The sequence below is a fragment of the Armatimonadota bacterium genome (genome assembly GCA_029907255.1).
Taxonomy (GTDB): domain Bacteria; phylum Armatimonadota; class UBA5829; order DTJY01; family DTJY01; genus JAIMAU01.
Window position 1 is genome coordinate 116,980 of sequence record JARYMF010000002.1, and the last position, 12,441, is coordinate 129,420.

The window sequence follows — 12,441 nt, forward strand, 5'->3', positions numbered from 1 at the left end:
TTATACCCATTTTTTATCACTCTGTCAACATGTCAGATAAACTTTTTGTGATTTATTTTTGTGATTTATTTTTGCAAGGCTACTCTTCGGGTGGTGTGTCCCTTTGCGTGTTGGAAACGCCCTCGGTTGTTAAACCAAGCGAACTAACTGGTAGGCGGATTATTGAGATGTCGTCAACCCAAGCTCGCGCTTTCGAGTGCTGGCGCATTACATTGATGAGCACTTCGATTGAATCTGTGCCTGCAGGAGTGGTATAAGTCATGCGAAACTCCTGCCATTGGGTGGTTGGGGTTATCGGCTCTCTTATCCAATTTATGATTTTGTCGCCACTTTTTGCATTTACCCTGAGACCATAAAGGGCGGGTACATTGTTTGGGCCAGGATGTTCCAATGAGCGTAGCCAGACAGAAATTAGAAATTTCTCGCCTGGACCTGCTTGAACCCTTTTAACGATACTTGATGATTTGCAGTTCCAAATAATCGCACACCGCTCGCCGGAGTGGGGTTTCTCACGTGTGATGGCTACTGACCCTTGCTTTGGTTCATCGTGCCGTAGCTCAGGCTTTACTCCGCCCTCAAAGCCGCCATCGTTGGCGAGATTGGTTAAGTTTTGATTCGATGCCATTGCAAGAACTGCCTGTGCGGACTGGGCAATAATTGGGTCGGGGTCTTTAGCAAGTCGTTGCCACTCCGGGTCTTTTGGATTGGCTTTAAACGCCATCTCGAAGCCTTTGTCTATTGCCTGGTGGACCTCCTGCGGTATTTCACCAACTTTAATAAAGTCATACGGCTCGCGGTAAATCATGTGCCATTGTTTGATTGGTTCTTTTTCCATGACTTTCTCTTTATACTCGGCTTTTGCTCGAGCAAGGCGTAAAACCTCGCGAGCTTGACTGGCTGCTTCTGATGCACTGCGGCATTTTGGCAGCGACTTTGTGAGCCAATATTCATGGTCGCATATGCGCACGAATTCAAATATTGCTTTTACGATGTGGATACGTTCCTTTACCTTCGCATCTCGTGCTTTTGCTTCGGCTTTTTGAAGAGCCTCCCATGCTAAGTCCGCGCCTCTCGCTGTCAGAACCTGGAATTGTTCATAATCATGGTCGAGATCAAGGTCACTTCTGTCGGGCCCATAGGGGTGCGGTGGTGAGGTATTCTTTAGCCATGTTTCGTAATCTTTTTCGAGCAATTCATAAAATCTTTGCATTTCCTTTGCGGATTCACCGAACATGTCGGAGTAATATTGCTCAAGGATTTTATCTTCGTCGAGACGAGGATCCCATTGAAGTTCAGCAGTTACAATGGCGGCGTGGGCATCTAGCGGGTAGGTTGGATTAAATTCTTTATAGTAGCCGCGCTGTACTCCACTGCCAACCATGTACCGGATTCGCCGTGCTTCTTGGTGGGGGTTAATCTTTGGAATGATGAACCATCGGTCATCATGGTAGCCGTAGTGGCCCATGTTCTTAGCTCCAGCGGCAATCCACGAATCCCAGCCGCGATAAAGTCCTTGCCCCATAGCGCAGAAATAAGGCACGAGATTTGGGTGGAGCTTTACGGTCTTTGGTGGGAATCGGACACCCCCATATGCAAGAAAGCCAATCAATCTATCTGGGTGTTTTGCCGTTACTTTCTCTGCTACGGCATTCATGAATTTGACATACCTATCGGTCAGCTGGGTTGTGTTTATGTCGGATTCGGGCGCATCCATCGCTCTGCAATTCGCGCACTCGCAATGACCTGCCCCATCATTTACGGAGAGTGCGTGGCAGATTCGATAGGGGTCTCTGTCAAATGCGGCAGTGATTTTCTGTGCGCAAATATCTACTACTTCAGGATTGCTGACACAAGGTTGCCAATGTATCTGCTTGGTTGGGACAAAGCGTTTGCCATTTATTTCGGGGAAGTACTCAGGATGCGTTTTTCCATATTCTTCAGGCGAAACGAGGCTGAAGAAGTTGTGCATCATCGAGAGTGTCGTTCCACACCGATACCAAAAGAACATCCAGGGTGGATTGCCTTCCTTCTGCGTTAATTCCCAGCCCTTAGGATTAAAGCCTACGTGGCGGCTAATGAGATACGGCCAGTCAATCCAGGTGAGCTTTGGCACAGTTAGCGTTGGTCGCTTTTCGAAGACGTCGCCAATCCCTCCAGGCTCTGATGGCCAATAACGCCGAACCCCTAGATACTCGCGGATAAAAGAATAAGTTGCGTAATTATTGCCTATATCTTTATTGCCCCGAATTACTAGTGTGTTTTGGTTAACCGTCTTCACCATGAAGCCGTGTAGGTTCGGGAGTGTGAGGTCTCCATATTTAATCGGCGGCAGCTGGGGCATGGCTTCCCTGCCAACGTCTGTGTTTCCAATATAAATTGCCGGGCCATGCGCGAAAGGTTCTGACTTGATATCAAAATCAGCACCTGTGACCAATTTTAAGTAAAGCTTCAGTAATTCAGCGCATTTTGTTTCATAATTAGTCGGCTTCGCAGGGATTACAATTGTACACGCAGGTTTTCCATCCTTGGCGATAGTAAAATAGTCAGGTTCACCAACCTCTCTGGGTGGCGGCCAGTTGAAATCCACCTTCTCGACGGGTAAAATCTTTGGGTGCCACTCATCAGCCATTACTAATGAGGTGATTGGGCAACTTGCGATTAAAAATATCAAAACAAAGAATGCTAAAATTCTCATAAGAACCCTTATGCCTCCTACCGATATATTTTCTAAAGGTATTTACAAGTCCTACATACTTTTACAAGTTTGCTTATTTTTGTGGAACTTTCGATTGGTGGAAAGGAGTATTTTGGATTTAGATGACTGAAATAATATGCATTTTTCATTGGGTAACTTGGAATACCTTTCTTGCAATCATACCTGTTGCGGCGGGCTACAGCATCCGTTACCTTACTGATAAGCGACGGATGCGTGGAATAAACCTGGCTACTGTGTTCCTGTTTTTTCTTGGCGTTATCTGGCTTGCTTTTCTGCCGAATACATGCTATCTCCTCACCGAATGGAGGCATTTCCTAAATAGAGTTGGCCACTCAGGTCTCTACGCAAAATGGACTGTCGACCACGGTGCGGCATTGGACCTAATGATTTACACGTTGTTTTACCTTTGCTATAGTGGCATAGGGGTGCTAACGTTCACGCTTGCTGTGCGACCAATTGCCAGAATGCTTAAAGCGAGAGGGGCAACGCTGTGGGTTTGGGGAATTCCATTTTTCTTGTTGATGTCAGTCGGCGTTTATCTCGGCTTGGTGCTGAGGTTTAACAGCTGGGATTTATTTACTAGGCCTGCGACAGTATGGGAATCGGTAGTCAATCTGTGGTCACGGCCTGCGCCAAGCTTCTTTATTATTTCTTTTGCCGCGTTCCTTTGGTTGCTTTTCATTGTTATGGATATTTGGGTAGATGGTTTAATTGCCCGCTGGAAGTCAAGCCTCAAAGAACAATAGAAACAGTTGTTAGGTTTATGCTTTAAGCCAGATATTTACTGCCAGCTAATGCCTACCTAGGTTTTAGCGATTACTATTTTGCTCGGATTGGTTATCCCTACCCGAACTTTCCCTATATTCGTATGAAGAATGAGGTACTTGCACGCTATGTCATCGTTTGTTACACTTGAGAGCGTATATTTTCTAAGTATGCTTGTGCTGATTGGAATGGAGGATAATAATGAAGAAAGCATTGATGGTGTGGGGCGGATGGGATGGCCATGAGCCCAAACAGTGTGTTGACATTGTCGCCCCCGTTCTCGAGGCTAACGGTTTTTCTGTCGAGATTTCGAATACCATGGACTCGTATCTCGACGAGGAAAAAATGAGGTCGCTCAGCTTAGTAGTGCCATGTTGGACAATGGGACAGATTACGCCTGAACAGGAGAAAGGGCTTCTCAATGCGATAAAGAGCGGCGTTGGAATCGCTGGTTGGCATGGAGGTATGGGAGATTCCTTTAGGAGCAACACGGCATATCAATTTATGGTCGGCGGCCAGTGGGTAGAGCATCCAGGTGGTATAGTGGACTATGTGGTCAATATTACCAAGCCTGAAGATCCAATCGTTAAGGGGCTCGACGATTTCAAAATGAAGTCCGAGCAATACTACATGCATGTAGACCCTTCAAATGAGGTTTTAGCAACGACCACATTCGGCGGCGAACATTATCCATGGATTGCGGGATGTGTTATGCCTGTAGTTTGGAAGCGGAAGTACGGCGAAGGCAGGGTATTCTACATGTCGCTAGGCCACGTGGCGAAGGATTTTGAGGTGCCTGAAGTACTCGAGATCATCAAGCGTGGAGCAATTTGGGCGGCGAGATAGCAAATAGCCGCAACAAGTTATTATATGCTGAGCCGATATAATTCGAGGCTAGGAGTATTGCAGAATTAGGTTATAAAACAACCACTTTGCATGAAAATACACTAGTGTTTGTAATTTGTGGGGGCGTCTATGAAAACTGCAAAAATTGGCATTGTTGGATGCGGAAACATTTCAGGTATTTATTTCCAAAACGCAAAGATGCTGGAGGCAATCGAGGTTTCTGCGTGCGCTGATATCATCCCTGAGAGGGCGAAGGCGAAGGCGGAAGAATTTGGATGCAGGGCGGTGAGCGTTGAAGAGCTACTCGCCGACCCGGAAATTGAAATTGTGCTCAATCTTACGATTCCAGACGCCCATGCTTCGGTTGCAATGGCGGCGCTTGAGGCAGGAAAGTCGGTCTACAACGAGAAGCCGCTAGCTATTACTCGTGAAGATGGCCGCAAAATGCTTGAGTTGGCAAAATCGAAAGGTTTGCTTGTTGGATGTGCGCCTGATACGTTCATGGGTGGTGGGATACAAACTTGTCGGAAGCTTATTGATGATGGGTGGATTGGCGAGCCTGTTGCCGCGACTGCTTTTATGATGTGCCATGGTCATGAGGGTTGGCACCCAGACCCTGAGTTCTACTACAAACCTGGTGGAGGCCCAATGTTCGATATGGGGCCCTACTACCTCACGGCTCTAGTTAATCTTATAGGCCCAGTACGCCGTGTGACTGGGTCGGCAAGGATAACGTTCCCCGAGCGAATCATTGGAAGTGAGCCGAAGCGTGGCACGGTTATTAAGGTTGATGTTCCAACCCATGTTGCGGGAGTTATGGATTTTGCAAATGGTGCAGTTGGAACGATAATCACCAGCTTTGACGTGTGGGCGGCGAACTTGCCTAGAATCGAAATCTATGGCACAGAGGGTTCTCTCAGCGTTCCCGACCCAAATACGTTTGGCGGACCGGTTAGAATAAGGCGTGCTGGTGAAAAAGAATGGGCGGAAGTTCCCCTTTCTCACGGTTATGCTGAGAATTCCAGGGGGCTTGGTGTTGCGGACATGGCTTATGCACTGCGCTCGGGAAGGGCACACCGTGCAAGCGGTGAACTTGCCTATCATGTGCTAGACATCATGCATGCTTTCCATGATGCTTCGGAGAAAGGCATGCATGTCATACTTGAAAGCACCTGTGAGCGACCATCAGCTCTTCCGCTCGGGCTTCCCAAAGGAAAGTTGGACGAATAGGAGTATTTTGCGGGTTGGCGCCAACCATTTAACTTTACCATTCTTTGGTTAACTATTATGGCAACGCGGTTTGCATTGGGAGTAGATGGCGGCGGAACAAAGAGCGACGCCGTTCTAATAGATGAATTCGGAAATGTCGTTGGTTGGGGTCGAGGTGGGACTGGTCAGAGCCATTGGGCAGGTAGAGAAGGGGCACTTGAATCCTATTCTACTGCAGTCCGCGGTGCCCTCGGAGACAACCATCCTGAGGATTTGTGGGTTGCCGGATTATATTGGCCATATCTAGAGCGAATTGGGATTACCATACCTCCCTCCAGGTATGTTAATGCAGGCGAAGTTGAGCGTGGTTTAGCGGCTGGGCTGGAAACCCATGGTATAGTGGTCCTCTCAGGGACGGGTTCTTTCGTCGCTGGTCTAACAGAGGATGGCAGGTGTCTTACACTTGATGGGTTGGGACCTGTGCTTGGAGACTATGGGAGCGGTTATCAGATTGGGCTGGCGGGAATGCGTGCCGCTATGGCTTCTTCATGGGGACCAAGCCGCAAAACAATTCTAGAGACATTGATTCCGCAGTCGCTTGGGGTTGAAAATACCGAAGGCATTTTCCGCCTTGTCTATTTCGGCGAATTTGGCAGATCGCAAACGGCATCGGTGGCGAAGGTAGTTGCTTGTGCTGCTGAAGAGGGCGATGATGTTTCTCGCAAAATAATCCTTCGTGCAGCAGACGATATATCTGAAGTGGCTGCGGATGTAATTAGGCAGCTTGGGCTCGAGAATAGCAACTACGCCCTTGTTGCTTCTGGTGGGGTGGCGCAGGGTTGTTCCATGTATTGGGAGCGGGTTGTCGAGCGCGTGCTAGAAATCGCTCCAAACCTTCGGCCAATTCGGCCCATCCTTAAGCCATGTGTTGGCGCTGCTTTATTGGCTTTAAAGGCAATGGGTGTTCAGTGGACGCCTGAGCTAGTGGACCGCATAAAGGAAACTCAGCAGGCATTCGCTCAAAATTATGATACACCGCTTAAAGGGTCATAAAATGTGTAAGAAACTTTGCGCGTTATTTTTGCTTTTCATAGTCACGCCTATTTCAAGCATGGGCGGAGGGGAGGATAAAAAAGTGGCTTTCAAACTTGAGAATAAATATGCGATGTTTGCAGTTGGTGCCGATGCCAAGAGCGTTCGCCTAATAGATAAACGCACAGGAAAAGACTATTGCGTCTCCCCTCAGACTGCTTTTGCTCACGTGCGGAAGGCGGGCAAGGTCTATGATGCGTCTACTGTCTCATTTGCTGACGGGCGATTAGCCTTGAATTTCGGTGATTCTGGCATCAGGGCTATTCTCAAAACTGCGGCTAATGAACGGTATTTTACATTTGAGGTAGAAGCTGTAACTGGCCAGCCGGATGAATTCATATTCGTTAATGTAGATGTAAACTTCTTGCCGCATGATAAAGACCCATTTTCATCCTGTGTCATGGCACTAAATCTCAAGACCAATGTTCCCGAAATTCCAGGGGTGAACACCCATCTCAGAGCCATGTGCTATCCAAAATTTGGCTTCGAGGGTGCAAAGGTTGCCGTCATAGCATGTCCTTTCAGCGAAATGCGAAGCATTATGCAAGATGTCGTGCTGTCATCTAATGACCTGCCACATTCTAGCTTAGGCGGCCCATGGGCGCTTGACCAAGAAATCAATAGAGGCTCTTACATATTTAACTTCGACGGCATAAGCGAGGAAACGGTTGACGAATGGATAGCTTTGGCAAAGAAATACGGAATGACCCAGATTGATTTTCACGGCGGTTCGTCCTTTCGCTTTGGCGACTGCCAGCCAAATCCTCAGCGCTATCCCAAAGGGCGCGCAAGCTTGAAGGCAGTCATTGATAAGCTCCATGCTGCAGGTTTGAAAGCTGGTCTGCACCCATATGCCTTTTTCATTGCAAAAGATTGTCCTTGGGTAACGCCGGTGCCCGACCCGCGGCTTGCGAAAGATGCCGCGTTTACCTTGGCAGAAGATATTGCGGAAGATTCAAATGCCATTCCTGTTGTGGAACCAACTGATAAGATGTCTGCAGTTACGGGTTTCTTTGTTCGAAATAGCGTTACACTTCAAATAGATGATGAGTTAATAACATATTCTGGCGTATCAAAAGAGCCGCCGTATTCTTTTACTGGTTGTAAAAGAGGTGCATATGGGACAAAAGTTTCGGCGCACAAGAAGGGGGCGAAGGTTCACCACCTTAAAGAATGTTTCTTCCTCTTTGCGCCCGATGGCGATTCCACCCTGCTTGCGGAAGTGGCAAAATCAATCGCCGACACGTTCAACGAGTGCGGCTTTGATATGATGTATCTTGATGCTTTGGATGGCGAGGATGTGCTTGGGGGTGGAGAATATGGCTGGCACTATGGGTCCAAGTTCGTGTTTGAAATATGTAAGCATCTAAAAAAGCCTGCACTGATGGAAATGAGCACTTTCCGCCACCACCTTTGGTACGTGCGATCACGTATCGGAGCTTGGGACCATCCAACCCGAAGCTATAAGAGGTTTATCGATCTTCATTGCCGCGACAATGAAAAAGGTAAGTACATTTTTATGCCGGTGCATCTCGGCTGGTGGCATATAATTACCGGTGAAGGTCCTGCCGCGATTCAGAATGAGCGTACTTATCCAGATGACATTGAGTATCTTCTTTGCAAAGCTTTGGGAAATGACGCAAGCCTTTCCTTGACTGGTTTTGGACCAGCAACACCTGGTTATCAAAGGCTTGCGACATTATTCCATAACTATGAGAATCTGCGCCATATGGGTTATTTCTCCGAAAAAGTTAAGGCGCAGTTGCGCGAACCAGGTAAGGAGTTTACCTTAGAGAAGAACGGCGATAAGTGGCAGTTTCGCCGTATGAGCTATAGTGTCCATAAGGTGGATAGCGAGCACACCTCTAAATGGGAAGTGAATAATCCTTTCGCAAGTCAGCCACTGCGACTCCGCATTGAAGCTCTTTTTTCGGCGGCAGATTATGACTCTCCTGAAAGCATGGTTATTGCAGATTTTAGCAATCCGTCGGATTACCCGGACCACGAAGCCGCGCAGAACGTAACAGCGAGTCTTTATGCCTCAACAGACCAAGCAATGGCTGGAAAGCCGTGTGCGGTTTTCACCGCAAAAAGTGCCCTTCCGAAGCGAGATGCATCTTGGGCGAAGTTTGGCAAGGTACTGAGCCCAGACCTAAATATTGCAGATAAGCAAGCACTTGGAGTATGGGTGTATGGCGATGGACAGGGAGAGATTCTCAACCTTCAATTGCTCAGCCCTCCCCATATGGTTGGTGGTATAGCAGACCACTATATTAAGGTTGATTTCAAAGGTTGGCGCTACTTCGAGCTAATAGAGGCTGAGGGAGGCAACATAGACAATTACTCGTGGCCATATAATGCTGGGGCTGCTGAGCATGGCTACGGCTACCTTTATAAAGTATACCGTGAATCGGTAGACTATGGGCATATTGGTTCAATCTCGCTTTGGTGTAATAACCTGCCTCCAGGAAAATCCATAAAATGCCTTCTTAGTCCAGTTAAGGCTCTTCCTTTGGTTAAGGCAAAGATTAAGAATCCTTCGTTAACGATAGGCGGCAAAACCATTGTTTTTCCTGTCGAAATGGAAAGTGGATCATGGCTTGAGTTCAACTCTCTTAGCGACTGTAAACTTTATGCTCCTAATGGTGAATTGATTCGAGAAGTCGAGCCAAGGGGTGACGTTCCCATGCTATCGCCTGGCGGTAACAAGGTGGAATTCGATTGCGAAGTGTCCCCAAGCGTTACCCCGAGGGTAAAGGTTACCATAATAGCTAGTGGCGACTTGATAGGAGAATGAAATGTTAGCAAAAAGTTATATTCAGACCCTCCACAGCCTCCTTGATCGCATTGCCGATGAGCAGATGGCGAACATCCGTAGGGCGGGCGAAATGATAGCCGATACTTGGGCTTCGGGTGGAGCCGTGTTCATCACTGACATGGGGCATGGGGTTGCTTCCGAGCTTACTGGTCGAGCTGGTGGTTTAATGGCGCTAAGGAGGTTTGGCTTCTCCATGCACCTAGACAATCCAATTGCCGATTGTCAACGCAACCGCCCAAGAAACGAACCTATTGAGGTGGATTTAGAACAGATTCGCACGGCAGTTCGCACTAGCCAACTAAGACCAGGTGACTTGGTGCTTGTCGGTTCGGTTTCGGGGCGGAACAAGTGGCCGATTGAAGTGGCGATGGAGTGCCGGAGGCTCGGGGTTAAAGTCATAGTTCTCACATCCTTGGAATACACGTCGCAGGTCAATTCTTTGCATCCCTCGGGCAAGAAGCTTTCAGACGTTGGCGACCTTGTCATTGACATATGCGCCCCGTATGGCGATGCTTCCCAGGAAGTAGATGGACTCCCTGTAAAAGTCCTTCCAGTTTCGGGCATTGGATTCATTGCCATCCTTTGGATGATTTGCGGAGAGGCAATCGAGAAGATGCTCGAAAAAGGGTTGCGGCCACATGTTTACATGAGCAACAACCGCGACGGTGGCCCTGAATTTAACGAAAGGGAGCTTGCCGAATACAACAAGGTGGGTTATTAGTTCGGTTTGCCATACTGTGGTATATCAACCTTATGTGAATCACTTGCTGTTTTAAAAATGCTCCTCACGACTTTTGCGATTTTGAAACGTGATATCAGGAGAATCTGTCACTCTCATTTTGAATTCTTAGCGGTAAAGGCAAAATATATACTTGTGCCAACGCTAGGTGCTGTTTAACCTCAAAATGGTCATAGAGGAGGACTATATGTTGGCGAAATTGAATCTACATTTGACGTGAATTCTCCTTTAGGAGCGCGAGGATGAAAGATACATTTTTCGCCGCTTTGTTTCTCCTCACTTTGTGCAGTTTTGCTAATGCAGATTTCTACGTTGCGCCAAATGGTAATGACGAAAATCCCGGGACAAAATCGAAGCCATTTGCTACCCTTGAGCGAGCCCGAGATGCAATCCGCGTCTTGAAAGAGAGCGCAGGCCTTCCGTCGGGAGGAATAACGGTATGGATAAGAGGTGGCGATTACCAGAGGGACAGTGCATTTCAACTGACTGCCGAGGATTCAGGTACAAAGGAGTCGCCCATTGTCTACCGGTCTTACTTCGGCGAAAGAGTTCGTTTAATTGGTGGGCTAAAAGTCAAAGGATTTAAGCCTCTGAATAAACAATGTGACCCATCAATTCTTCCGTCAATTCAGCCAAAGGCTCGCAGCAAAATATTCACAGTCAATCTTCGGGAGCTGGGAGTGGCTGATTTCGGAAGGTTATCCCCACGAGGTTTTGGGAGGGCTTCAACTCCTGCACACTTGGAGCTGTTTTTTAATGGAATGCCCATGACCCTTGCGCGCTGGCCCAATGACGCTTGGGCGAAGATTGCCGATGTTCCGAATGGTCCCCAAGGCGGGAGATTCACCTATCATGAAAGCCGACCTAGCCGATGGAGCAAGGCGGCGGATATTTGGTTGCATGGTTATTGGACGTGGGATTGGGCAGATTCTTATGTTAAGGTGAGGGCGATTGATACGCGGGCGAAAGAAATTATTACCGAAGAACCCCACGGAGTGTATGGGTATAAGGCTGGTGCCAGATATTATGCGCTAAACCTGCTTGAGGAGCTAGATCAGCCTGGTGAATACTATATCGACCGTGTATCTGGAATCCTTTACTTCTGGCCGCCAGGTCCTCTCGACAAAGCAGAGGTAATGGTTTCGCTTCTAGAACAGCCAATAATGAGGCTGGAAAATGTGCAACATCTAACTGTTCGCGGGCTCACGTTTGAATGCACCAGAGGCAATGGGGTTGAAATCAAAGGGTGTTCGGATGTCCTAATCGCCGGTTGCACCCTTTCCAATATTGGAAATACAGCTGTAGTCATTACAGGCTCTGTTAAAAGCGGCGTGTTGTCATGCAATCTTTCGCACATCGGCGATACTGGAATTTCAATTTCGTGCGGTGACCGTCAAACGCTTAATCCTGGCCAGTGCTTTGCCGTGAACAACTACATTCGAGACTTCAGCAGATGGACGAGAACATACCATCCGGCCATTAGCCTCCATGGAGTTGGCAATCGTGCGGCACATAACTTAATATGCTATGCACCCCATAGCGCCATACTGTTCGGCGGAAACGACCATATAATGGAGTTTAACGAAGTGCATCATGTTTGCATGGAAACCAGCGACGCCGGTGCCTTTTATGCAGGTCGTGATTTCTCTTGGCAAGGGAACGTGATAAGATACAACTTCTTCCACCATATGGGCACGGCTGACGTTCGCTCAGTATATCTTGACGACAACCTAAGCGGGGTGCAAGTTTATGGCAATGTCTTCTACAAAGCGAAGATGGGGGTGTGCATAGGCGGTGGTCGGAATAATGTGGTGGAAAACAATATTTTCGTGGATTGTGAGCCGTCGGTGCATATAGATAACCGTGGCCAAAACTGGGCAAAGCCGACTGTTGATGGCTATATGAAGCAACAACTTGAGGCAGTGCCATATAGGGAGTTACCTTGGAAGGAACGCTACCCCATGCTACTCATGATTTATGATGATGACCCTGGTGCACCGAAGTATAATAAGATTGAGCGCAACATCTCATTTGGCGGCAAGTGGTTGAATATCTACAGCAAAAACTATGATTCTACTATCTCAATTAAGGATAATCTGGTAGATGTTGACCCCTGCTTTGTGGATGCCGCTTCAATGAAATTTCAGCTCAAGGATAACTCGCCTGCTTTTAAGCTTGGTTTCAAGCGTATACCCTTTGAGAAAATAGGACTCTATAAGGATAAGTATCGCAGAGTCTTGCCACCAAAGTAATGCC

The 12,441-nt window shown here is 47.7% G+C and carries 8 protein-coding genes; 7 read left to right on the top strand and 1 reads right to left on the bottom strand.

All coding sequences use genetic code 11. The features are described from left to right. Positions 1-79: 79 nt before the first annotated feature. Complete coding sequence (locus QHH26_01820; protein MDH7480698.1) at positions 80-2,695, bottom strand: DUF4838 domain-containing protein; 2,616 nt, start codon at positions 2,693-2,695, stop codon at positions 80-82. Between the two features lie 122 nt (positions 2,696-2,817). Here QHH26_01820 and QHH26_01825 point away from each other — a divergent pair, with 122 nt between their 5' ends. The 7 genes from QHH26_01825 to QHH26_01855 all read left to right on the top strand — a co-directional run bounded on the left by QHH26_01825 (position 2,818) and on the right by QHH26_01855 (position 12,437). Further along, positions 2,818-3,462 (top strand): DUF1361 domain-containing protein, encoded by a 645-nt coding sequence (locus QHH26_01825; protein MDH7480699.1) that lies wholly within the window; start codon positions 2,818-2,820, stop codon positions 3,460-3,462. Between the two features lie 220 nt (positions 3,463-3,682). Then, positions 3,683-4,327: a ThuA domain-containing protein gene (locus QHH26_01830; GenBank protein MDH7480700.1), complete on the top strand. Its 645-nt coding sequence runs from the start codon at positions 3,683-3,685 to the stop codon at positions 4,325-4,327. A 129-nt stretch (positions 4,328-4,456) separates the two neighbouring features. Continuing rightward, entirely contained in the window at positions 4,457-5,557 is a 1,101-nt protein-coding gene (locus QHH26_01835) for a Gfo/Idh/MocA family oxidoreductase (GenBank protein MDH7480701.1), read from the top strand. Positions 5,558-5,614: 57 nt separating this feature from the next. After that, positions 5,615-6,589 carry a BadF/BadG/BcrA/BcrD ATPase family protein gene (locus QHH26_01840; GenBank protein MDH7480702.1) on the top strand — a complete coding sequence of 325 codons (975 nt, stop codon included), beginning with the start codon at positions 5,615-5,617 and terminating at the stop codon, positions 6,587-6,589. Between the two features lie 82 nt (positions 6,590-6,671). Beyond that, on the top strand, positions 6,672-9,425 hold the full coding sequence (locus QHH26_01845; GenBank protein ID MDH7480703.1) for a hypothetical protein: 2,754 nt from the start codon (positions 6,672-6,674) through the stop codon (positions 9,423-9,425). 1 nt (position 9,426) lies between these two features. Further along, the gene (locus tag QHH26_01850; GenBank protein MDH7480704.1) at positions 9,427-10,167 is read left to right on the top strand and encodes a sugar isomerase domain-containing protein; all 741 of its coding nucleotides are present in this window, start codon (positions 9,427-9,429) and stop codon (positions 10,165-10,167) included. Positions 10,168-10,427: 260 nt separating this feature from the next. Beyond that, the gene (locus QHH26_01855; GenBank protein MDH7480705.1) at positions 10,428-12,437 is read left to right on the top strand and encodes a right-handed parallel beta-helix repeat-containing protein; all 2,010 of its coding nucleotides are present in this window, start codon (positions 10,428-10,430) and stop codon (positions 12,435-12,437) included. Positions 12,438-12,441: the final 4 nt, after the last annotated feature.

Coding starts and splice junctions, on each gene's coding strand:
- QHH26_01835 (MDH7480701.1), top strand. CDS start 4,457: ATGAAAACTGCAAAAATTGGCATTGTTGGATGCGGAAACATTTCAGGT.
- QHH26_01830 (MDH7480700.1), top strand. CDS start 3,683: ATGAAGAAAGCATTGATGGTGTGGGGCGGATGGGATGGCCATGAGCCC.
- QHH26_01855 (MDH7480705.1), top strand. CDS start 10,428: ATGAAAGATACATTTTTCGCCGCTTTGTTTCTCCTCACTTTGTGCAGT.
- QHH26_01820 (MDH7480698.1), bottom strand. CDS start 2,695: ATGAGAATTTTAGCATTCTTTGTTTTGATATTTTTAATCGCAAGTTGC.
- QHH26_01850 (MDH7480704.1), top strand. CDS start 9,427: ATGTTAGCAAAAAGTTATATTCAGACCCTCCACAGCCTCCTTGATCGC.
- QHH26_01840 (MDH7480702.1), top strand. CDS start 5,615: ATGGCAACGCGGTTTGCATTGGGAGTAGATGGCGGCGGAACAAAGAGC.
- QHH26_01825 (MDH7480699.1), top strand. CDS start 2,818: ATGACTGAAATAATATGCATTTTTCATTGGGTAACTTGGAATACCTTT.